Below are 21,720 nucleotides of genomic sequence, written 5' to 3'. Positions count from 1 at the left end.
CGTCGTATCGGAACGCGCGAAACGAGGCTTCCCATGGTGATCGACGCTGTCGGCCTGACCAAGGCCTATCGCGACGTCCTCGCGGTCGACGGGCTCGACCTGCACGTGGCGCCCGGGGAAATCCATGCGCTGCTCGGCCTCAACGGGGCGGGGAAGACCACCACCATCCGGATGCTGCTCGGCATGGTGCGCCCCACCCGCGGCCGGGTTTCGCTGCTGGGCTCGCCCATCCGGCCCGGTGCACGCGCCGTCTGGGCCGGGGTCGGGTACCTCGTCGAGACACCCTCCGCGTACCCGGATCTCACCGTCGACGAGAACATCCGGATGGCCGCCCGGCTGCACGGCTTGCGCGACGAAAAGGCCGTCGCCGCCGTGATCTCGCGGCTGGGACTCGACCGTCACACCCGGCACCGCGCCCGCACGCTGTCGCTGGGCAACAAGCAGCGGCTCGGTCTCGCCAAGGCGCTGGTGCACCGGCCCGGACTGCTGATCCTCGACGAACCGGCCAACGGCCTCGACCCCGCCGGGGTCGTCGAAATCCGGCAGCTGCTGCACGACCTCGCCCACTCCCAGGGAGTCACCGTGCTCCTCTCCAGCCACATCCTCACCGAGGTCGCCCGCCTGGCCACCCGCATCGGCGTCCTCGACCGCGGCCGGCTCGTCTGGGAAGGCGCCGCCGGCGATCTCGTCGCCCAGGCCCGCCCGCGGCTCAGCGTCGTCGTCCACGACCGGCCCAAGGCGGCCGCGATCCTGCACGCGGCCGGACATCCCACCGCGGACAACGGCGACCGCGCGCTCACGCTCACCGGCGACCGGGCGATCCGGCGCCCCGAGGACATCGCCACGCTGCTCGTCGACGCCGGCTGCCCGCCGAGCCGGCTCGCCGTCGAGCAAGACGACCTGGAAACGTGCTTCCTGCGCCTGGTCGGCACCCGATGAACGCCATCGCGGCCGAACTGCTGAAGGCGCGCCGATCCCGCCTGCCCTGGGTGACCGCGGTCGCGTTCACGATCGCGGCCGGCTTCGGCGGCCTGGTCATGTTCATCCTCCAGGACCTGCGCCGCGCCCGCGCCCTCGGTCTGCTCGGCGCCAAGGCGTCGCTCACCGGCGGCACCGCCGACTGGCCCGGCTACTTCGCGCTGCTCGCCCAGACAATCGCCGTCGGGGGCACCCTGCTCTTCGGGCTGATCGTGGTGTGGGTGTTCGGCCGGGAATTCAGCCAAGGCACGGCGAAGGACCTCCTGGCCCTCCCGACGCCGCGCACCGCGATCGTCGGCGCCAAGTTCGGTGTCGTCGCGGCCTGGAGCCTGCTCCTCACGCTCTACACCTCCCTGCTCGGGCTCGCGATCGGCTCGGCGATCGGCCTGACCGGGTGGTCGACCGCGATCGCCGCCGCCAGCTTGGCGAACCTGCTGCTCACCGCGGCCATGACGATCGCGCTGGTCACGCCGTTCGCACTGGCGGCCAGCGCCGGTCGCGGTTACCTGGCCGGCGTCGCCGCCATGTTCGTGGTGACGTTCCTGGCCCAGGTCATCACCTTGCTGGGCTACGGCCGCTACTTCCCCTGGTCGGTTCCCGCGCTCTTCGCCGGAACCGCGGGGCCCCAAGGCGATCTGCCGGGTCCGCTCGGTTACGCCCTCGTCGTCCTCGTCGGCGTCCTCGGCACCACCGGTACGGCCGCGTGGTGGAAACTCGCCGACCAAGACCGTTGAGCGGTACCGTAATACGTCCCACGACAAAGGAGTCGCATGGACAAGGTGTTCAGCCGTCGCATCGCCTTGGTCACCGGAGCGGGCGTCACCGCCGGCCTGGCGTTGCCGGGCGTCGCCCACGCCCACGGGACGGACAGCGTGAAGTTCGCCCTCGACGCGGAAACCCTCGACGGCGGAGAACAGATCACCTCGATCACCCTCGACACCAACCGGTTCGGGCCGATCGATCCGGCAAGCCTCACCACCACCACGTTCACCGTGCACGCGAAGGCCACCAGCCCGATCGACACCGGCGGCCAGGACATCGGCTACGACCTCGACCGGCCCGTCACCGCCGCACGGCTCGACCGCGGCGGCAACATCGTGCTCGAGCTGAGCCACGGCGAAGGCCAGACCGGCGGCGGCACCCTCGGCTACATCAACGGCAAGAGCCGCAACGTCCGGCTCGATCTGGTCTACACCATCACGCAGAACGTCCCCATCCGGCAACGGCACGGACGGCCGGTCACCTTCACCCGGTTCACGCAAGGCCGGCTGGGCAACCCCGAAGTAGACGCTTTCAGCTACCACGCTTCGCGCTCGGGGATGAAGTACCGGCTGTACTCCCCCGCGTCACACCGTGGCCGGCAACCCCTGATCGTCTGGCTGCACGGCGGCGGCGAAGGCGCTTCCCTGCCCGACGGCTACTACGACAACGAGACCACCTTGCGCGCCAACCGCGGCGCACTGGGTTTCGCCACCCGGGAAGCACAAGCGATCTTCGACGGCGCCTACGTGGTCGCCCCGCAGAGCACGTCCGCCTGGATGGACGACGGTCCCCGTTTCGCCCCGCTCATCCAGGAGATCGTCCGGGACGTCGTGCGCACGCGGCCGATCGATCCCGCACGCGTCTACGTCGTCGGCTGCAGCAACGGCGGCTACATGAGCCTGAAGATGACCACCGTCTACCCCCGCACGTTCGCCGCGTCGGTACCGATCTGCGGAGTCGTCACCGCTCGCGCAGAAGGCAACCCGCCGCTGATCCCCGACGCCGAGCTGACCGCGATCAGCGCCCCCACCTGGCTGGTCGCCTCCCGCGACGACGACACGGTGGATCCGCAGGCCAACACCGTCCACGCGCACGAGCTCATCCCCCGCTCCGAGCTGACGCTCTACGACCACGTGGTCCGCAACGGCCACCAGTTCCCCGGCCACTGGTCCTGGATCTACGTGGCCCGCAACGACCCGAGCATCGGCGGCACCCACGTCTGGCAGTGGATGGCGCGGAAGGAGCTGCACCGCTAGCCCGCTCACCGGACGACCCGGGCCGGCACCGGCAGGAGGGCCAGCTCCTGCCAGCCGTCCCCGGGCATCGTCGTCATCAGCACCTGGGGCGTCTCGACCAAAGCCGCCGGCCATTCGCGTTGGATCTTCGGGATCAGCGGGGACTTCAGGTGCTGCTCGACGCCGTCCTCGCGGTGACCCTCCAACAGGAAGAAGACACCCGGCTCGTCGACACTGCGCGCCCACCAGAACCACAGGTTGCTGTCCTCGGCCCGCGTCGCGCGGGTGAACTCGCCGACGAGATCGGGCCATCGGCCGACCCACTCTTCGCGCACGGTGAAACGGATGACGACGACCTGCATCAGCGGCCACTCCGTTCGCGTTGCGGCGCGGTCCAGCGGTCCAGGACCGCGGCCCACTCCCCCGCCGTGACGTCGCCCGCCCAGGCGACGTAACCGTCCGGGCGCACCAGCAACCCCGGCCCGTCGTCCGTGCGGTGCACCACCGGCACCGGCGCGGTCACCGGCCCGGCGCCCTTGCCCGCCACGAGCACGAAACCGCCGTGGCGCAAGGATTCCGGCAACCGCCCGTCCCGCAGCGGAAGCTCGCCCACGGGAGTTCCGACCAGCCGGTGCTCGGCCGGCGCGCGCCGGTAGCGGATCCCCGTCCCGGTGAACATCCCGGCGGCCTTGCGGGAGAACCGGCCGCTGCGCAGGAGCGCGCCGATCACGTGGTTGCGCAGCATCCGCGCCGGCCACGCCCGCACCGTCATCAGCCGGATCGTGGCCCCGCTCGTGCGCAGCACCAGCTTGCCGACCGGGTGCCGTTCCGCGTGGTAGGTGTCGAGGATCGCGGGGTCGGCGCCGTCGAGGACGGCGGCCAGCTTCCAGCCGAGGTTGGCCGCGTCCTGGATGCCGGTGTTCATGCCCTGCCCGCCCGCGGGCGAATGGACGTGCGCGGCGTCGCCGGCGAAGAACACGCGCCCCGAGCGGTACGCGCCGATCTGGCGCTCGTCGCTGCGGAACTGGGAGATCCACCGCGTCTCGCCCATGCCGAAGTCCGTGCCCATCGTCCGCCGGAGGATGTCGCGCACCAGCGCGGGTTCCGCCCGGAAGGCCGCGTCGTCTTCGTGCCGCCGGTCCCAGGCGATGACGCGGAACCACCCGTCGCCGAACGGGGCGAGGAACGCGAAGCTGTCCTTGACCGCGTCCACGGTGATGACCGTGGCGGGCGGGTCCGCGAGCCGCACGTCCGCGAGCATGATCGACTTCAGCAGCACCGTGCCCGGGAACTCCGTGCCGGTCAGCCGCCGGACGGTGCTGTGCGCGCCGTCGGCCGCGACCACATAGGACGCTTTCCACGCGAGTCCGCCGGCGCGGACGACGACGCCGTCGTCCCGCTGTTCGAGGTCGGTGACGGCGGTGCCGCGCACGATCCGCGCGCCCTGGTCCCGCGCGTGCTTCTCCAGCAGCGAGTCGACGTTGCGCTGCGGCGTCACGAGCAGGAACGGGAACCGCGACGGCAGCCGGGTCAGGTCGAGCCCCGCGCTCTTCCACAAGCTCAGGCTGCCCGCGCGCGTCCCCGTGGCGACCAGGTCGTCGGCGAGCCCGCGGGTGTCCAGGACCTCCAGCGTCCGGGCGTGGGTCCCGAACGCCCGGCTGAGCGGCGACGCCTCCGCGTGCTTCTCGACGACCACGACCGACCGGCCGGCCAGGGCCAGCTCCCCGGCCAGCATGCAGCCGGCCGGGCCGGCTCCGACCACGACGACATCCACGGTGTCCACGCCGAACCTCCTAAGTCAACAGCGGGTGACTTAGACGGTAGCGGGCACCATCGCGACAAGTCAACCGCCGGTGACTTATGCTGACGGCGTGCCCGAGACCCGCCGCCGTTCTGCCCCCGCGACCCGCGCCGCGATCCTCGACGCCGCCCGCACCCGCTTCGGCGCGCAAGGATTCGACCGCGTGCGGCTGCGCGACGTGGCCGCCGACGTCGGCGTCGACCCGGCGATGGTCATCCGCTACTTCGGCACGAAGGAAGGCCTCTTCGCGGCGGCCGCGGAGTTCGAACTGAACCTGCCCGACCTCACCGGGGTCAGCGCCGAGAACCTCGGGCACGTGCTGATGCCCCGCTTCTTCGGCGTCTGGGAAGACGACGCCGGTTTCCTGTCCCTGCTGCGCGCGGCCACGACCAGCGAGGCGGCCGCGGCGAAGATGCTGGAGCTGTTCACCGGCCAGGTCGCTCCGGCGGTCGCGGCCGTCGTCGCGGACCGGGCCCCCGAACGCGCCGCGCTCCTCGGCTCGCAGATCCTCGGCCTGGCCGTCTCACGCTACGTGCTGAAGGTGCCGCCGCTGGCCGGCATGGGGCGTGACGAGCTCGAAGCCTGGGTCGCGCCGGTCATCCGCCACTACCTGACCGGTCCCGCGGTCGAGGCCGCCGGGCCGGAGTAGCCGAGGGGCGGGTCAGCTCGCGGAGAGCAACTGGTCGAGAACCCGGTCGAGGCCGAGGCCGAACAGTTCGTCGTCGCTCCACTCCCCATCGGTGAAGCCGGACGTGCTGAGCGTCGGGTAGCGCTCACCGAGGCCGAGGATGTGCGCCCGCGCCTTGGCGAACACGGCGGGATCGTCGAACTGGCGCCAGGTGGCGTCCGCCATCGCCGCGCCGATCACGAAGTTGGCCAGCAGGCGGGTGGCGGACGCGAGGTCCACTCCGGACAGCCCCGAGCGGACGAGCATCGCCTGGATGAACTCGGTCCGCGCCAGCACGTTCGGCCCCAGCAGCGGCCGGCCGAGCAGGCCGGGCAGCCACGGGTGCGCGAGCATCGCGGCCCGCCAGCCGAGCAGCACCGCCCGGAGCCCGGACCGCGGATCGAGGTCGGGCGCGGGCAGCGGCGCCTCGCCGACGGCGTGGTCGAGCGCGAGGTCGAGCAGATCCCGTTTGGTCGAGACGTGCCAGTAGAGCGCCGTCGAGGTCACCTCGAGCCGCTCGGCGAGCTTGCGCATCGTCAGCCGCTCCGCCCCGTGCGCGTCGAGTTCGGCGATGGCCGCGTCGATGATGCGCTCCAGGGTGAGCGGCGTGCTCCGGCGCGGCGGTCGTGGCGGCTCTTCGCGCAGCCACAGGACGTCACCGCTGCCGGTCGCCGGCTCTCCAGTGCTCACGGTCACCGACCTTACCCGTCGCCAACTGAATTACCATTGATAAGTTAATATACCGATGTTAAGTTAACGCGGCCGACGACCAGTCCACCCGGTGTCCACCGGAGATCGAGGGCCGAAATGCACCGCACAGCCAACCGCTGGATCGCGCTCGTCGTCCTGAGCCTGGCCCAGCTGATGGTCATCCTGGACTCCACGATCGTGAACATCGCGCTGCCGACCGCGCAGCACGACCTGGCGTTCTCCGACGGCAACCGCCAGTGGGTGGTGACCGGCTACGCGCTCGCCTTCGGCAGTCTCCTGCTCCTCGGCGGCCGGCTCTCCGACCTGTACGGGCGGAAGCGGCTCTTCATCGCCGGGATGGTGGGGTTCGCGATCGCGTCGGCCGCCGGTGGCGCCGCGGACGGGTTCGGCGTCCTGCTGATCGCGCGGATCGCGCAGGGTGCGTTCGCCGCGATGCTCGCGCCGGCGGCGCTGTCGATGCTGTCGGTGACCTTCGCCGACGACGCGGACGAACGCGGTCGCGCCTTCGGGGTCTTCGGCGCGATCTCGGGCGCCGGCGGCGCATTGGGCCTGCTGCTGGGCGGCGTGCTCACGCAGAACCTGTCGTGGCGGTGGTGCCTGTACGTGAACGTCATCATCGCGGCGGTCGCGATCGCGGGCGCGCTGGCCTTCCTCGTGGACCGGGACCGGCCGGAGCGCACCCGGCTGGACGTGCCGGGAACGGTCCTAGCGCTGCTCGGCCTGTTCGGCATCGTCTACGGCCTCGGCAACGCCACCTCCGACGGCTGGACCGGCTTCCGGACGCTGGCCCCGACGGTGGCCGGCGTGGTGCTGATCGTCGTGTTCGTGCTGGTCGAACGCCGCGTCCGCGACCCGCTGCTCCCCCTGCCGGTCGTCTTGGACCGGGACCGGGGAGCCTCCTACCTCGCGATCGGGATCTCGGGCGCCGGCGGGTTCGCGGTCTTCCTGTTCGTCACCTACTACCTCGCGGAGACGCTGAAGTTCACGCCGCTGGAAAGCGGACTGGCGTTCCTGCCGATGGTCGGCCTGGTGATGGTGGGCGCGATGGTGTCGGGCGCGGTGCTGCTCCCGCGCGTCGGGCCACGCCCGATCGTCCCGGCCGGCAGCCTCCTCACCGCGATCGGCATGGCGCTGCTCACCGGCCTCGACGCGGATTCGACGTACGCCACGGGTGTTCTGCCGGCCCTGCTCGTCATCGGCCTCGGCCTGGGAATGATCTTCGGGCCGGGTCAGAACGCGGCGACCAGTGGCGTGCGCTCGCACGAAGCCGGCGTGGCCTCGGCGATGGTGAACATCACCCAGCAGGTCGGCGGCTCCATCGGACTGGCCGTGTTCAGTTCCCTGGGCACGACGGTGACGGCGGGCTACCTCAGCACGCACGCCTCGACGGCGGCCGACCCGGCCACGATCGCCGAAGCGACCCTCACCGGCTACCACTTCGTGTTCTGGATCGCGGCCGGGTTGTTCTTCGGAGGCGCGGTGCTGTCCGCCGGCCTCTTCCGCGGCGGCCCCCTGGCGGCCGATCCCGGCGCGGAGCAGTTCGTCACCCAGCAGAGCGGAAAGGCCTGAGTGTCATGAAAGCAGTGCAGTTCAAGCAGTACGGCGGCCCCGAGGTCCTCGAGCTCGTGGACCTTCCCGACCCCCACCCGGGTCCCGGCCAGGTCCGCATCGCGGTGCGCGCGACCGGGATCAGCGCCACGGACTCCAAGGTGCGCCGCGGTGACCTGAGTTTCGGTGCGGCACTGCCGCAGACGACGGGCGCCGACGTGGCGGGCGTCGTCGACGAGGTCGGCGAAGGCGTCACGGACGTCGCGGTCGGCGACCGGGTGTTCGGCATCTCCGACGATCAGGCGGGCGCCGCCGAATTCGCCCTGCTGACCTTCCGGGCGATCATCCCGCCGTCACTGGGGTTCGTCGACGCGGCCGGCATCCCCGTCGCGCTCGAAACGGCCACGCGCAGCCTCGACCAGCTCCACGTCACCGCCGGCACCACGCTGTTCGTCAACGGGGCCTCCGGCGGGATCGGCAGCACCGCCGTCCAGCTCGCCGTCGCGCGCGGCGCGCGGGTGATCGGCGCCGCCAGTGCCCGCAACAGCGGCTACCTGAGCCTGCTGGGCGCGGAACCGGTGACCTACGGGGAAGGCATGGCCGACCGGGTGCGCGCCCTGTCCCCCGACGGCGTCGACACCGCGCTCGACGTCGCCGGCAGCGGCGTCCTGCCCGAGCTCATCGACCTCGCCGGCGACGCGAAGAACGTGGTGACGCTCGCCGACTTCGCGGGTGCCGAGCAGCACGGCGTCCACTTCAGCAACGGATTCGTCGACGGCACCGGTTTCCACGCGCTCGCGACGGTGGGTGAGCTCATCGAAGCCGGGAAGTTCTGGCTGCCGGTCGACCGGACCTTCCCGCTCGCCGGGATCGCCGACGCGCACCGCACCAGCGAAAGCGGTCACGTCCGGGGGAGGCTGGTCCTGATCGTCAGCTGACGCCGGCGCAGCGCGCGACCTCGAATCCCCGGCCGGGAAAGACCTTCTCCACGAAGAACTCGTGGACGGCCGGGTCACCGTCGGCACACCCGTCGGCGAGCACGGTGACCCGGTAGCCGCGATCGGCCGCGTCGTAGGCCGTCGCGGCGACCATCGCGCTCGTGGCCACGCCGGCGAGGACCACCGTGTCCACGCCGCGTGCCCGGAGCACGAGATCCAGGTCCGTGCCGGCGAACGCGCTCGTCCGGCGTTTGCGCACGACGACGTCCTCGCCGTGCACCGGCAGGTCGAGCCCGATGCCGGGCGAGCCCTCGGCGATCGCGAGGAGCGCGTAGGTGAAACTGCCGGTGGCGGTCTTGATCGCGCCGGTGAAGTACGGGCCGATGAACCCCGAGCCGGTCGCGAGCCGTGCGGCCGTAGAGCGTCCCACCTGGTGCAGCGCGGCGGCGACGGTCGTCCCGATCGCTCCCGGGCCGATCCCGGCGACAGTCGAGTCCACCACAGCTCAGGTGCCGAGGTCCGGCGGCGCCTGGAGGTCGTGGGCGCGGAACAGGACCGCGTGCTCGACACCCATCGCCTTGCCGCTCATCGCGGCGAACTGCGGGATGAAGTCCGCGGGGGCAGGGTGATCCGGGAGCGCGGCCAGGTACGCGGCGTGCGCCTCGAGCGAAGCGACGCCACGGCGCAACGGCTCACCGGTGACCTCGACGCCGTGGGTCGCGCCGGCGCCGGGCGGCCCGGGGATGAGGAACCAGCGCACCGAGTGCGGTTCGAGGTGCTCGTCGCCGACCTGCTCCGGGAAGACCCACCGGTTGCCCGCGTCGCGGATCGCGTCGAGCGTCGCGAGCCCGGCCGCGCGGTGGTCGGCCTGGTCGAAGCCGTACGGCGTCTCGACGTCCCATCCGGTGCCGAGCACGACGTCCGGCTTGAACCGGCGGATCTCCCGGCAGATGTCCCGGCGCAGGTCGAGGCCGTAGACGAGGACGCCGTCGGGGTGTTCGAGGACGGTCAGGTGTTCGACGCCGACGGCGGCACAGGCGGCCCGCTGCTCGGCGACGCGCAGGCGTGCCGTCTCCTCGGGCGGGTTCGGCATGCCTGCCTCGCCGCGGGTGAGCAGGAGGTAACCGACCTCGATGCCGCGCGCGGTCCAGCGGGCGACGGCCGCGGACGGGCCGTACTCCATGTCGTCCGGGTGCGCGACGACGCAGAGCACCCGCTGGAAGGACTCCTCGGGCAGAGCAGGCAACGTCATGCGGGCCATCCTCCCGCGTTTCGGGGCCGGTCGCCCGCCACCGCCGGTGAACGCCATCGCGGCGCCCGGTCCGGGCAGGACCGAGCGCCGCGATGGGTTTCTCAGCCGTCCGACTCGGCCGACGGGAGGTACGCGCCCGGGACCTGCTCCGGGGCGAGCACCTGGTTCTCACCCGGGTACGGCAGCTGCCAGCCGTGCGTCTGGTACCACGTGAAGTGGTTCATCTGCGCGGGGTTGGCGTAGTCGGCGACCGCGTTCGGGCCGGTCAGCCGCTGGTGCGTCGTCCACTCCTGCCACTGCGCCGCCACCCGCGCCTTGTCCGCCGGCACCGCCGACGACGGCACCGGGGCCGCCGCGGGGTCCGGCGGGGCGGGGGTGTCCGCGCCGCAGGACGGCTGGGTTGCCAGGCCGCCCGTCAGCGAGGTGCGGTTCGGCAACGCGGTGAACGGCGCGTAGTTCGGCTTCGGGGTGAAGGCCGCACTCATCGGCGTCGCCGCGCTGTCCTTCTGGTTCATCGGCTTGACCCCGAGGATCTGCTCGATCGTCCGGATCATCGTGATCTGCGAGTAGTAGTGGCTGTCGACGACGCCGTGCTGGGCGTACGGGCTGATGATCTGCACCGGCGCCCGGTGGCCGTCGACGTGGTCGAGACCGGCCTGGGAGTCGTCCTCGACGACGAAGATCGCCGAGTCCTTCCAGTACTGGCTGTGCGAGATCGTGTCGACGATCTTGCCGACAGCGAGGTCGTTGTCGGCGACCTGGGCGGCCGCGTTCGGCGGGCCGCCGGTGTGGTCGCTCGACAGCCAGAACATGTTCAGGTTGGCCGGCCCGTGCTTCTCGAAGTCGTCCTTCCAGATCTGGTACCGGTACTGGTCCGGCACCGCGGTGTCGAACTTCGGGAACCCGGGCACCGAAACGTCGTTCAGCGACGGGATCGGCGACGACGACACCAGCGGGTAGGCGCTGGGCTCGCCGGTCGCCGCCATGTTCTTGCTGTCGCAGTAGAGGTTCTGCCAGCTCGCGTCGGCCGGCTTGGTCAGGAACTGCTGGAACTCGCCGAAGTCCCGCACCGACTTCCCGGCCGCCTGCGCGCCGGTCCAGAGGAACCCGGAGCTCTGGTGGCCGAGGGCGTCGTCCTCGGTGTCGTAGCTGCGCAGGTACTCCCCCGCCGACGACTCGGTGTACTCCGGGTTGTCGGCCTGCATCAGCCAGTTGTGGCCCTCGGCGGAGTTCGTGCCGATGTCGTAGGTGTTGTCGTACAAGCCGAACTGCCGCTCCAGCGCGTGCTGGTTCGGCGTCACGTTCTCGCCGAACTGCGCCACGGCCGGGTCGCCGTTGCCGCGTGCGTCGTCGCCGAAGAGCTGGTCGTAGGTCCGGTTTTCCTTGACCAGCAGGAAGACGTGCTTGATCGTCGACGGGTCGCCGAGCCGCGCCGGGACCGGGACCGCCTTCCGGTGGCCGTCGTCGTGCGCCACCTGGACCGAGTCGTCCGTCCAGCCGTTCTGCTTGAAGACCTGGCCGGTGTACCCGCGGATCGCGCGGTCGTCCGGCAGCCGGAAGCGCTGCACGCTCGACGTCGTGTCGTGGGTGCCGTGCCCGGCGGCCGTGGTGGGCCGGCGGGCGTCGATGCCACGCGTGTTGGAGACGACGACGTCCGGGCCGACGGTGGTGATCGCCGTCGGGAAGTAGTCCGTCGGCAGCAGGCCGACGTAGCTCACCGGCTCCTGCGCCCGCTGGTAGCGGTAGACGGCGACGGCGTTGGCGCGGCCGAGCGTCACCAGCAGGTGCCCGTCGCCGGTGAGGGTCACCCCGTCCGGCTCGTACCCGACCGAAGCCTGCGGCCACGGCTGGGTCGCGATGGTCTGGACGACCTTGTCGCGGCCGGTGTCGATGACGGAAACGGTGTTGCTCGCGGTGTTCGTGACGAACAGCGCGCCCTTGGCGGAGTACACCGCGGTCGGGTGCAGGCCGACGTCGATGCTCTTCGGCGCGGCGGCCGCGTTCGCGAGGTCGATGACGCTGACCGTGCCGCTGGTCGTCGCACCGGTGAACGGGCTGGCCGGCACCTGGGTGTTGTAGGAGTTCAGCGTCGGCTCGCCGGGCCGTGCCGGGCGGCCGCCTTCGTTGCTGACGTACAGCTTCGTCCCGACACGGACCAGGTCACGCGGCGCGTTGCCGACGGCCCAGCTCTGCTTGATCGCGCCGGTCACCGCGTCGAGGGCGACGACGCGGTTCTGGCCGTTCACCGCCGAATACACGGTTGTGCCGTCGGGCGAGAACACGGCCTGGGCCACCAGCGCGTGCTTCGCGCCGTCCGCTGGGATCTTGACCGTCGTCGGGGCGGCGACCGTGCCGTCCGGGTTCACCGTGAACCGGGTGTAGCCGTCGGTCTGCGCCAGCCACAGCGCCTTGCCGTCCGGGGAGTACGCCGGCCCTTCTTGACCGACATCGTTGCCGGGGATGCGCAGGTTCGCCGTCGCGGAGTTGCCGACGAGCTGCTGCACCTGCCAGCTCTTCAGGTCGACGATGGTGAGCGCGATCCCGCCGTCGGTGGTCAGCGCGGCGAGGTGGGCGCCGTCGGGGCTGACCGAGGACGCCATGATCTTGCCGTTGTTCACGACCAGCCGGTCGCCGATCGGCTTGAGGTACTGGTCGGCGGAGACGACCTGGCCGTTCTCGGTGACCTGGCCGACCTGGTCCTCGCCGAACTGCTGCGTCGACGCGACACCGACGCCGGTGCCGGTCGCGACGAGCACGAGCGTGGCGGAACCGGCTGTCGCGTAGCGGAACCGGTGACCAGCGAGGTGACCGGGAAGGCGAGCCTTCCCGACACGCCGTCTGCGGCGTGTTACCTGCATCGGGTTATCCCTTCGTGGAGGAGAGCAGCTCGACGTTCCCGTCGAACTGCCAGAGCGGGTTGGGCTGGTCCCCCGCGGGGGTCCGCACCTGGAAGTAGCCGTTCACTTCCTTCGGTCCGTCGCCGTCGGCGACGTACCGCCCGTCCGAGGTGATGTCCAGCTGGTAGATCGCCGACCCCGTCGCCGCGATGCCCGGCAGGTGCCAGGAGACGACGCACCGCCAGTCGTTGCCGGGGCCCTCGGGCTCGACCAGGCCGTCGCCCTTGGTGCACGCGGCCGTGGCGGCCAGCTGCGCCTCGGTGACGTCGGGCCGGTTGAGCTGCCCGGCCTGCAGCCGGTAGAGGTGGGCGAACGCGGTGGCGACCGACCGCTGGACCTTGTCCAGGCCGATCCCGGACCCGGTGGCCGGCGTGGCGACGGCGACGATCCCGGCCGTGACGGCGAGCAGCCCGGCCAGCGGCACGACACCGACGACGAGCCCGCGACGGCCCGAGCCGTCGTGAGCCGGGTTGGTGAAGTCGCGGCGTGCGAAGAGCAGGTAGGCCAGCGCGGTCGCGACCACGGCCCACGCCAGGCTGACGCCGACCGCGATCAGCAGCGGCCCGAGCTGCGCCGGGTCGGTGAACAGGCCGTTCCACGCGATGAAGGCGTAGCTGGGCAGGGCGAGGCGGACGGCGACCGGCAGCGGCAGCAGCTGGGCGAGCGCCAGCACGAGCGCGACGACCGCGGGCAGCAGCAGGCCCATCGGCGAGCGGCCCCAGACGACCGAGCCGAGCAACCCGATCGCGCCCAGGGCGAGCGTCGGGGCGAACACGCAGACCCAGACGAGCAGGACCCGCACCGCGGCGTCGCCGGGCGTCAGCAGGTGGCCGTCGAGGCCGGCCAGCGGCCGGTCGCCGGCGGCGAGGAGCCCGCCCACCGCACCGGAAACGGCCATCCCGGCCACCAGCACGAAGATCACGGTGAGGCTGGCAAGCGCTTTCGCGACGAAGATCCGCCGGGTGGAGCGGACGGCGACCAGCAGGTGGCGCCAGGTGCCGAGCCGGTCTTCGGAGGCGAAGACGTCCCCGGCGACGACCGACGTCAGCAGCGGAAGCGCGTACGTGCCCGCGAAACCGAGCATCACCAGCGGCCCGGCCCAGCCGGTGGCGTTCATCCACCGGCCGAAGAGCGTGTCGACGGGCAGCGAGCTCTGCCCGCTCACCACGGCGACGAACACCGCGGGCGCGAGCCAGCAGGCCAGCACCAGCAGGCGGATCCGCCAGGCGGAGAACAGCTTGACGAGTTCGAAGTGGTAGCCGCGCGTCACCGGGACGGGCCGGCCGGCTACCGGGACGGTCGCGGTCATCGGCCGGCCTCCGGCTGTTCGGTGAGGGCGAGGAAAGCGGCTTCGAGCGGGGACACGACCGGCGCGAGCTCGCGCACCGCGATGCCCTCCTTCGCCAGCCGCAGCACCAGTTCGTCGAGGGCGGGCACCAGCGCGCGGACCACGAAGGCGTCGGTGTCCGCGTCGGTGAGGCGGATCCCCGGCGCGCCGGCGACCAGGGGCCGTGCGGCCGCCGGGTCGGACGTGCGCAGCCGGTAGTCGAGCTCGCCGTTCTCGGCCGAGAGCTTGCCCAGCGGGCCGGTGAAGACGACGCGGCCGGTGGACAAGATGGTGACTTCGGAGCACAGCGCTTCGAGGTCGTCCATCCGGTGGCTGGAGAGCACCACCGTGGTACCGCCGGCGGCGAGCCGGTCGAGGACGCCGTGCACGTGCTTCTTGCCGGCCGGGTCGAGGCCGTTGGCCGGCTCGTCGAGCACCAGGAGGCGGGGTTCGGTGAGCAGGGCGGCGGCGAGGCCGAGCCGCTGCCGCATGCCGAGGGAAAAGCCCCGCACGCGGTCGTCGGCGACGTCGGTGAGCCCGACCTCGCCGAGGACGTCGCCGATCTTCGCGGTCCGCCGGTCGCCGCCGCGGAGGGCGGCCAGCGCGGCGAGGTTCTGCCGGGCGGTGAGCGAGGGGTAGAGCCCGGGGCCGTCGACGAACCCGGCGACGCCACCGGGCGCGCTGAGGGTCTTCCCGACCGGCGTCCCGAGGATCTCGAGCCGGCCCTCGTCGGCGACCGCCAGGCTCAGCAGCAGGCCGAGCAGCGTCGTCTTGCCCGCGCCGTTCGGGCCGACCAGCCCGTGGATCTGTCCCGGCGCCACATCCAGATCGATGCCGTCCAGCGCGACGACGTCGTCGAAGCACTTGGTGATTCCGCGCGCTCGCACCGCGACGGGCGTGTCCATGGTTCCCCTTGCCTCTTTTCCTGAGTCGCGACAGAAACTTAGGCATGACAAGTGACTTCGGCGGGCGCGTCGGGTGAACGCGGATCGAACGAGAACCGACCGGCGGGCACCACACCGGTGAAATGTCCGAGTTAAAGCCGGACCTTGCGCGGAGTTAACCGGTGCCTTGCCTTCGAACGACCCCGAAACCGTTGGGGGTCAAGAAGTGCGCGGTACCACCAAGCCGGATTCGTAGGCGAGGACCACGAGCTGCGCCCGGTCGCGGGCGTGGAGCTTGGTCATCGCCCGGTTGATGTGGGTCTTCGCGGTCAGCGGGCTGATCACCATGCGGTCGGCGATCTGGTCGTTCGCCAGCCCCTGCGCGACCAGGGTGACGGCTTCGCGTTCGCGGTTGGTCAGGTGTGCCAGCCCGGCCGGGGCGCCGGTCTCGAGGGGCTGGGTGACGTACCGGTCGATCAGCTTGCGGGTGATCGACGGCGCGAGCAGGGCGTCGCCGCGGGCCGCGACCCGCACGGCGTGCAGGAAGTCCTCCGGCTGGATGTCCTTGACGAGGAACCCGGCCGCGCCGGCGCGCAACGCCGTGAAGACGTACTCGTCCAGGCCGTAGTTGGTCAGGATGACCACGTGCACCCCGGCCAGCGCAGGATCGGCGGCGATGCGCCGGGTCGCCTCGATGCCGTCCACGACCGGCATCTGGACGTCGATGAGCGCGATGTCGGGCAGGTGCTGCCCGGCCAGCGCCACGGCCTCGCCACCGTCGGCGGCCTCGGCCACCACCTCGATGTCGTCCTCGATGTCGAGGAGCGCACGGAACCCGCTGCGGATGAGCGGCTGGTCGTCGGCCAGCAGGACCCTGATCACGACGCGGGGCCCACGGGAAGTTCGGCGTGGACGGTGAAGCCGCCTTCGCTGCGCGGCGCCGCCCGCAGGTGGCCGCCGAGCGCGGTGACTCGTTCGCGCATCCCGAGCAGCCCCACGCCGGGGACCGGTGCGGTGTCCGGAGTGGCCGTGCCGTCGTCGTCGACGCGGATTTCGAGCGTGCCGGGGCGGTAGCCGATCCGGACCGACGCGGTCTCGGCGGCGGCGTGGCGGGCGATGTTGGTCAGCGACTCCTGGACGATCCGGTAGCCGGTCCGGTCCGTCGCGACGGGAACGTCGTCGCGCTCTCCCTCGATCGTCAGCGTCGCGTCCAGACCGGCGGCCCGTGCCCGCCGCACCAGGTCCGGGACGTCGTCGAGCCCGTGCGGGGGATTCTGGTCGTCGCGCAACGCTTCCAGGGTCGCGCGCAGCTCGCGTGCCGCCTCACGGCCCGCGTCCCGGATCACCAGCAGCGCGTCCGGCACCTGCTCCCCGCGCTTGCCGGCGAGGTGGACGGCGACCTCGGCCTGCACCTTGATGACCGAAATCTGATGGGTGAGCGAGTCGTGCAGCTCCCGGGCGATGTGCAGCCGCTCCTCGTCGGCACGCCGCCGCGCGGTCTCCTCGCGGGTGCGCTCGGCCTCCTCCGCCCGGCGCTCGGCCTGCCGCAGCGCTTCACCAGCGGCACCGGCGGCGATCAGCCACGCGATCTGGAGGACGTCTCGGGTGTGCGTGATCGCCTCGCCCACGGCCAGGTCGCCGGGCGCGGCGAGGATCGCGACCGGCAGAACGCACACCATGAGCACCGCGCTCACCACCGCGATGAGGCGATGTCCCGCCCGGACCGCGGCGTACACCGCGAGCAGGTACGCGACGGCGGGGACGTCGACCCCGACGGCCTGGTAACCCAGCGCGCACAGGCCGGTCACCACCAGCACCGTGACCGGCGCCCGGCGGTACGCGGCCGGCGCCAGGCCGCCGATCACCAGCAGCGCGTAGCCCAGCGGGGCCAGGCTCGTGGCGGGGTGGTGCGCGTACAGCCCGGCGACGAGCAGGGCCGCCGCCACACCGACGGCGATCAGTCCGTCCCCGAGCCGGATCCGTGCCGTGCTCATGCCTGCACGGTAATCGCGTGCGGACCCGGGCGACTCCTGCGCACGGATGATCCTCGGACTACCGCAGACGCAGTACTTTCCCGGCTCCTGCGGCGGCCGCGGCAGCGCGAAGTGCCTACGCCTGCCGGACGACCCGTGGTGGGTCCGGCGGACAGGATCGAGCGACACCCAGCAGAGGAGAACCTCATGTCCGCCACCCAAGCCTTCCTCGAACTCGCCACGCCGGCGCCGGCCGCCGTCACCGTGTACACCGTGACCGCCGCACGGCTCTGGGCGACGGCGGCCGCGCTGCTGGGGCTGGCCGGCGCGATCATCGGCGGCCGGGTGTTCGCCCGCAGCCGCCGCCGTCCCGGAGCCGGCGGGCGGAAGGGAGCCGTGGTGGCGCTGGCGTCGGGCCTGGTCGCCGTCGCCGTCGGTGTGGTCAACCTGGCCGTCGCCGACGGTGGTCCCGGCACCGGCAACGGCGTCGTCGGGGGCGCCGCGGCCGTGGTCGCGGGTCTCCTGGCCGTCGTTCTCGGCGGGCTGACCCTCTTGCCGGGCCGTCGCCGTCAAGCGTGACCCACGTCACCGGCCGGCGCTGTCAGGGATTCGGGAGCTGTCTCGTTCAGGGGGCACGCGAACCTGACAGGAGCGAACCATGCCGCATCGCATCGTCGTCCTCGGGGCCGGATACGCCGGAGCCTTCTCCGCCGGATACCTGGCCCGCCGCCTGCACCCCGGCGATTTCGAGATCACCGTCGTCAACGCCGAACCCGACTTCGTCGAGCGGCTGCGCCTGCACCAGCTCGCCGCCGGGCGGGAGCTCCGCCACCGGCCGCTGACCGAGGTGTTCGCCGGCACCGGGATCCGGCTGCGCGTGGCGCGGGTGACCGCCGTCGACGCCGAGCACCGGACGGCCACCGTCGCCGACGGCGAAGGCCTCGAATACGACACCCTCCTCTACGCGCTCGGCAGCACCGTCGCCGACCACGGCGTCCCGGGCGTCGGCGAGCACGCCTTCGCCGTGGCCGCGCGGCCGTCCGCGCTCCGGCTGCGCGCCCGGCTGGACGAGCTGGGCGAGGACGGGCAGGTGCTGGTGGTCGGCGGCAACCTCACCGCGATCGAGGCCGCCACCGAGATCGCCGAATCCCGGCCGGGACTTCGGGTCGGCCTCGCCACCAGCGGCGAACTGGGCGGCTGGCTCGGCGCCAAGGCCCGCCGTCACCTGCTGCGTGCCTTCGACCGGTTCGGCATCGACGTCCACGAGCACACCACCATCGAGCGCGTCGGGGAGACGACGGCGGTCGCCGCCGACGGCACCGCTTTCGCCGCCGACGCGACCGTGTGGGCCGCCGGCTTCGCCGTGCCCCCGATCGCCGCCGCCGGCGGCCTCGAGGTGGTGGCCGACGGCCGGATCACCGTCGACCGGCAGCTGCGGTCGGTCTCGCACCCGGACGTCTACGTCGCCGGGGACAGCGCTTTCGTCATCGGCGAGAACGGCCGGCCGCTGCCGATGTCCTGCGCCTCCGCGGGGTTCACCGCGCTGCAGGCGACGGCCGCGATCATCGGCGACCGGACCGGGCGCGAGGTCAAGACGACCGCGTTGAGCTACCTCGGCAACCACATCAGCCTCGGCCGCGAGGACGGGATCTTCCAGCTGGTCGACGGCGATGCGCGCGCGAGGTCCGGGGCCCTGTGCGGCCGGCCGGCCGCGCACGTCAAGGCGGCGGTCCTGGCGGCCAGCGGCTGGACCATCAGCCGCCCGACCTTCGGCAGGCCGGGTCACCGGTACCGCTTGGCCACCACCGGAAAGCACTCCCCCGACGTGGTCGCCGCCTAAAGTCGTGCTCATGGACACCGCCGCCGTGGCGCGTTTCGAGGCCAGCCGGAACCGGCTGGCCTCACTCGCCTACCGCCTGCTCGGCTCGGCCGCCGACGCGGAGGACACGGTGCAGGACGCGTTCCTGCGGTGGCAGGCGGCCGATCGCGGGTACGTCGAGGTGCCCGAGGCGTGGCTGACCAAGATCGTCACCAACCTGGCGCTCGACCGGCTCCGTTCGGCGAAGGTGCGGCGCGAACGCGCGGTCGGCACCTGGCTGCCCGAACCGCTCCTCGACGGCGACCCGATGCTGGGCCCGGCCGACACCGTCGAGCAGCGTGAATCGGTGACCCTGGCGGTGCTGACGCTCATGGAGCGCCTGTCACCGGCCGAACGAGCCGCTTACGTGCTGCACGAGGCCTTCGCCTACAGCCACGCCGAAATCGCCGGCATCCTCGGCATCACCGAGTCCGGGAGCCAGCAGCACCTGCACCGGGCCCGCCGCCGGATCGCCGCCGGCCGCGGCACGGACATCGACCACGCCTCGGCGCGCCGGATCGTCGAGGCGTTCGTCGAGGCCGCCTCCTCGGGCCGGACCGAGCGGCTGGTGGCGCTGCTGACCGACGACGCGACCGGCATCTCCGACGGCGCCGGACTGGGGCTGGCGGAGAGGCTGATCCGGTACCCGACCCCGGAGCGGATCGCCGGCGCGCTGCGTGCCGGCTTCAAACCGTCTCCGGCCAAGCGGAGGCTCGCCGGTGGCTCCCCTTCGATCCACGCGGTCGTGGTCAACGCCTGCCCGGCCATGCTCGCCACGCTCGACGACCGGGTCCTGGGCGTCGTGGTCCTGGAGATCCGGGCCGGCAAGATCGCCGTGGTCCGCGGCATCGCCGCCCCGGACCGGCTCGATCGCCTCACCGGGCAATGGCGGCGGCAGGAGCGTGGCGCTCCCCTGATCGAATCGTGGTGACACCGCTGCGTGTGTCCACTGTGTCCGGTGGGCGTCACCAGTAGCGCACCGCACAGATCCGGCACGGTATCGACTTGTCGTCGTGCTCGCACAGCGCGCGGCACGCGGCATCCGATCGCCGGATGTCCGTCAGCCGGCCGCGCAGCCATGCGAGCACGGTCAGCCGGAGGCCGGGCACCTCGCCGCGGCGGGCGGAGCCGGGAAACGCTTTCCTGGTGGTCACACCCCGAGCAGGCGCCGCAGATCCGGGGCGTGGCGGCGGGAAACGGGCACGAACTCGTGCCCCCGGGAGTCCAGGATCAGGAACAGTTCACCCTTGATACCGCGCTCGATTTCCGCCACCCGGCGCAGATTGACCAGGAAACGCCGGTGCACGCGGCGGAATCCGTAGGACGCCAGGGATCGTTCGACGTTGTCCAGGCCCCGGGTCGCGGCCTGGATCCGGCCGCGTTCCGTGACCAGCCAGACGATGTTCCGGTCGGCCTCGGCGTAGCGGATCTCCGACGGCGCCAGCAGAACCAGCCGGTCGTTGCGCATCCCGATGACGCTGCGGGGCAGCGGCCCGACCTCGTCGTCGGCGCCGCCCTCGTAGGCTTCACCCTCCTGCACCCCGAACGCGCACAGCATGCCCACCACGTGGTTCGCGTCGACGACCGCCCGCATGGTCAACGGCGTGGGCTCTTCACCGGGGCACACCGGCAGCAGCGCGTAGCCGCTCCACTCGGCGCTTCCCCGGGCCCGGTCCTTCGCCCACCGCAGCACTTCCGGTAGTCCCGCGATGTCCGGGGTCCACCGCCGCGCCGGTTCGGCCGCGCCCGCGAAGATGGGAGCTTCGCCGGCCAGCCCGAGCATCGCGACCGCCGATTCGTTCGCGGCGAGCACGTTTCCCCCGCGATCCATCGCCAGGAACGAACCCCCGGCCTGCGCGCACTTCCTGGTGAACTCGGCGATGACCTTGTCGGCTTCGTGGATGGCGCGCCGGTAGATCTCCTGTTCCACGAAGGCCGCCGCCTTCGTCAGCCACGGCGACACGAGCTCGGACAGCGCCGCGTTCCACCGCGAAATGTTGATCGACGCGACCGGCGCGCCGGTCACCACGTCGCGGACGGAGGTGCCCGCGCACGCCCAGTGGTGGAACGCTTCGCACCAGTGTTCCGGCCCCGTCACGGTCACCGGGCCGGACACCTCGAGCGACGTGCCCATCCCGTTCGTGCCGGTGCACTCCTCCGACCACGACGACCACGGCGCGAGGTTGTGCAGTTCGGCGCGCCGTTGCGCGGTGGGGTCGCCCCAGGCGCCGAGGACCCGCCCGTCCCCGTCCGTCACGGTGACGACGGCGCCGTCACGCTCCACTTCCTGGCCGGCCAGGGCACCGAGTCCGCCGAGCGAGGTGAAGATCACGCCGTCGTCGCTGCGCTGGTCCTCGTCGCCTTCGGCTCCCGGCGCGACGTCCAGCGTGCGGTCCACGTCGTAGCGGTCCCGGCACCGGTACCAGGAAGCCAGGATCTCCGGCCGCACACCCGTTTCGATGTTTTCGCCCGCCGCGAAGTTCTCCCACGCGCGGGCCACTTCCTTCGCCGACGAGGTGGCCACCAGGGAGCCGGCCGGGACGCGCTCGCGTCCGCCGGGCCGGCGCGGTGCGATCACCAGTGGCGGCACTCTCCCGGTCATCGCGACCTCCTTGTCGCCGGGCGAAGCGTCTCACGACATGTTCACACCGTTCGACCACTTCGCTGTAGAACTACCCGAACGGACGGGTAGGCTGGGAGCAGCAAATCCGGGCTGGCTTCGAGCATATGCCCGGCTGGTTGCGAAACGCCGTCCCGACCGCTGGTGGGTGAATGGCCGCCGCCCGTCATCGCCGCACCACCGTTCGTGGGACGTTCGCCCGCGGTCATCACGCGCCGCTTGCCCTCGGTCCGATGCCCGGTTTAGCTTGCTACGAAGGCCAATCGCCG

Annotated in this window: 21 protein-coding genes; 9 read left to right on the top strand and 12 right to left on the bottom strand. The window is 72.0% G+C overall.

The genetic code is table 11. The features are described from left to right. Nucleotides 1-33: 33 nt before the first annotated feature. The 3 genes from QQ657_RS00820 to QQ657_RS00810 are packed head-to-tail and all read left to right on the top strand — an operon-like array spanning nucleotide 34 to nucleotide 2,996. Nucleotides 34-939 (top strand): ABC transporter ATP-binding protein, encoded by a 906-nt coding sequence (locus QQ657_RS00820; RefSeq protein ID WP_284740044.1) that lies wholly within the window; start codon nucleotides 34-36, stop codon nucleotides 937-939. After that, the gene (locus QQ657_RS00815) at nucleotides 936-1,712 is read left to right on the top strand and encodes an ABC transporter permease (protein ID WP_284740043.1); all 777 of its coding nucleotides are present in this window, start codon (nucleotides 936-938) and stop codon (nucleotides 1,710-1,712) included. Before QQ657_RS00820 ends, QQ657_RS00815 begins: the two co-directional genes overlap by 4 nt. A 36-nt stretch (nucleotides 1,713-1,748) precedes the next feature. Further along, nucleotides 1,749-2,996, top strand: coding sequence for a prolyl oligopeptidase family serine peptidase (locus QQ657_RS00810; RefSeq protein WP_284740042.1), 1,248 nt, complete (start codon nucleotides 1,749-1,751; stop codon nucleotides 2,994-2,996). 5 nt (nucleotides 2,997-3,001) lie between these two features. On the opposite strand, the gene QQ657_RS00805 is transcribed toward QQ657_RS00810, so the two are convergent. Together QQ657_RS00805 and QQ657_RS00800 are read right to left on the bottom strand one after the other, a co-directional pair. Beyond that, nucleotides 3,002-3,337, bottom strand: coding sequence for a putative quinol monooxygenase (locus tag QQ657_RS00805; RefSeq protein ID WP_284740041.1), 336 nt, complete (start codon nucleotides 3,335-3,337; stop codon nucleotides 3,002-3,004). Further along, nucleotides 3,337-4,758, bottom strand: coding sequence for an FAD-dependent oxidoreductase (locus QQ657_RS00800; protein WP_284740040.1), 1,422 nt, complete (start codon nucleotides 4,756-4,758; stop codon nucleotides 3,337-3,339). Before QQ657_RS00800 ends, QQ657_RS00805 begins: the two co-directional genes overlap by 1 nt. Before the next feature lie 88 nt (nucleotides 4,759-4,846). Between QQ657_RS00800 and QQ657_RS00795 the strand changes: the two genes are divergently transcribed. After that, complete coding sequence (locus tag QQ657_RS00795; protein WP_284740039.1) at nucleotides 4,847-5,425, top strand: TetR/AcrR family transcriptional regulator; 579 nt, start codon at nucleotides 4,847-4,849, stop codon at nucleotides 5,423-5,425. Between the two features lie 12 nt (nucleotides 5,426-5,437). Here the strand turns inward: QQ657_RS00795 and QQ657_RS00790 are convergent, their stop codons facing one another. Continuing rightward, a complete protein-coding gene (locus QQ657_RS00790; RefSeq protein ID WP_284740038.1) occupies nucleotides 5,438-6,133 on the bottom strand; it encodes a TetR/AcrR family transcriptional regulator in 696 nt (231 codons plus the stop codon). Between the two features lie 117 nt (nucleotides 6,134-6,250). On the opposite strand from QQ657_RS00790, the gene QQ657_RS00785 reads away from it, so the two are divergent. Both QQ657_RS00785 and QQ657_RS00780 read left to right on the top strand, forming a co-directional pair. Then, entirely contained in the window at nucleotides 6,251-7,723 is a 1,473-nt protein-coding gene (locus tag QQ657_RS00785) for an MFS transporter (RefSeq protein WP_284740037.1), read from the top strand. A gap of 5 nt (nucleotides 7,724-7,728) precedes the next feature. Beyond that, a complete protein-coding gene (locus QQ657_RS00780) occupies nucleotides 7,729-8,640 on the top strand; it encodes an NADP-dependent oxidoreductase (protein ID WP_284740036.1) in 912 nt (303 codons plus the stop codon). Here the strand turns inward: QQ657_RS00780 and QQ657_RS00775 are convergent. From QQ657_RS00775 to QQ657_RS00745, 7 genes are all read right to left on the bottom strand, one after another. Beyond that, nucleotides 8,633-9,139: a cysteine hydrolase family protein gene (locus QQ657_RS00775; RefSeq protein WP_284740035.1), complete on the bottom strand. Its 507-nt coding sequence runs from the start codon at nucleotides 9,137-9,139 to the stop codon at nucleotides 8,633-8,635. The genes QQ657_RS00780 and QQ657_RS00775 overlap by 8 nt on opposite strands. 6 nt (nucleotides 9,140-9,145) lie before the next feature. Continuing rightward, on the bottom strand, nucleotides 9,146-9,901 hold the full coding sequence (locus tag QQ657_RS00770) for a PIG-L deacetylase family protein (protein ID WP_284740034.1): 756 nt from the start codon (nucleotides 9,899-9,901) through the stop codon (nucleotides 9,146-9,148). Nucleotides 9,902-9,993: 92 nt separating this feature from the next. After that, a complete protein-coding gene (locus QQ657_RS00765; RefSeq protein WP_284740033.1) occupies nucleotides 9,994-12,750 on the bottom strand; it encodes a bifunctional YncE family protein/alkaline phosphatase family protein in 2,757 nt (918 codons plus the stop codon). Between the two features lie 4 nt (nucleotides 12,751-12,754). After that, nucleotides 12,755-14,098, bottom strand: coding sequence for an ABC transporter permease (locus QQ657_RS00760; protein WP_284740032.1), 1,344 nt, complete (start codon nucleotides 14,096-14,098; stop codon nucleotides 12,755-12,757). Continuing rightward, a complete protein-coding gene (locus tag QQ657_RS00755) occupies nucleotides 14,095-15,021 on the bottom strand; it encodes an ABC transporter ATP-binding protein (protein ID WP_284740031.1) in 927 nt (308 codons plus the stop codon). The genes QQ657_RS00760 and QQ657_RS00755 overlap by 4 nt, the downstream gene beginning before the upstream one ends. A 198-nt stretch (nucleotides 15,022-15,219) precedes the next feature. Further along, nucleotides 15,220-15,882 carry a response regulator gene (locus QQ657_RS00750; RefSeq protein ID WP_284740030.1) on the bottom strand — a complete coding sequence of 221 codons (663 nt, stop codon included), beginning with the start codon at nucleotides 15,880-15,882 and terminating at the stop codon, nucleotides 15,220-15,222. Then, nucleotides 15,879-16,994, bottom strand: coding sequence for a sensor histidine kinase (locus QQ657_RS00745; RefSeq protein WP_284740029.1), 1,116 nt, complete (start codon nucleotides 16,992-16,994; stop codon nucleotides 15,879-15,881). The genes QQ657_RS00750 and QQ657_RS00745 overlap by 4 nt, the downstream gene beginning before the upstream one ends. A 186-nt stretch (nucleotides 16,995-17,180) precedes the next feature. On the opposite strand from QQ657_RS00745, the gene QQ657_RS00740 reads away from it, so the two are divergent. The 3 genes from QQ657_RS00740 (at nucleotide 17,181) to QQ657_RS00730 (ending at nucleotide 19,762) form a co-directional block, all read left to right on the top strand. Further along, a complete protein-coding gene (locus tag QQ657_RS00740) occupies nucleotides 17,181-17,552 on the top strand; it encodes a DUF6223 family protein (RefSeq protein ID WP_284740028.1) in 372 nt (123 codons plus the stop codon). A gap of 79 nt (nucleotides 17,553-17,631) precedes the next feature. Beyond that, nucleotides 17,632-18,813: an NAD(P)/FAD-dependent oxidoreductase gene (locus QQ657_RS00735; protein ID WP_284740027.1), complete on the top strand. Its 1,182-nt coding sequence runs from the start codon at nucleotides 17,632-17,634 to the stop codon at nucleotides 18,811-18,813. Nucleotides 18,814-18,823: 10 nt separating this feature from the next. Further along, the gene (locus QQ657_RS00730) at nucleotides 18,824-19,762 is read left to right on the top strand and encodes a sigma-70 family RNA polymerase sigma factor (protein ID WP_284740026.1); all 939 of its coding nucleotides are present in this window, start codon (nucleotides 18,824-18,826) and stop codon (nucleotides 19,760-19,762) included. A gap of 34 nt (nucleotides 19,763-19,796) precedes the next feature. Here QQ657_RS00730 and QQ657_RS00725 read toward each other — a convergent pair whose 3' ends face one another. Then, nucleotides 19,797-19,985: a hypothetical protein gene (locus QQ657_RS00725; RefSeq protein WP_284740025.1), complete on the bottom strand. Its 189-nt coding sequence runs from the start codon at nucleotides 19,983-19,985 to the stop codon at nucleotides 19,797-19,799. Further along, entirely contained in the window at nucleotides 19,982-21,433 is a 1,452-nt protein-coding gene (locus QQ657_RS00720; protein ID WP_284740024.1) for a DNA-binding protein, read from the bottom strand. The genes QQ657_RS00725 and QQ657_RS00720 overlap by 4 nt, the downstream gene beginning before the upstream one ends. Nucleotides 21,434-21,720: the final 287 nt, after the last annotated feature.

This window comes from Amycolatopsis ponsaeliensis (assembly GCF_030182635.1).
Lineage (GTDB): Bacteria > Actinomycetota > Actinomycetes > Mycobacteriales > Pseudonocardiaceae > Amycolatopsis > Amycolatopsis ponsaeliensis.
This window is presented reverse-complemented; position numbering and strand designations above follow the sequence as displayed.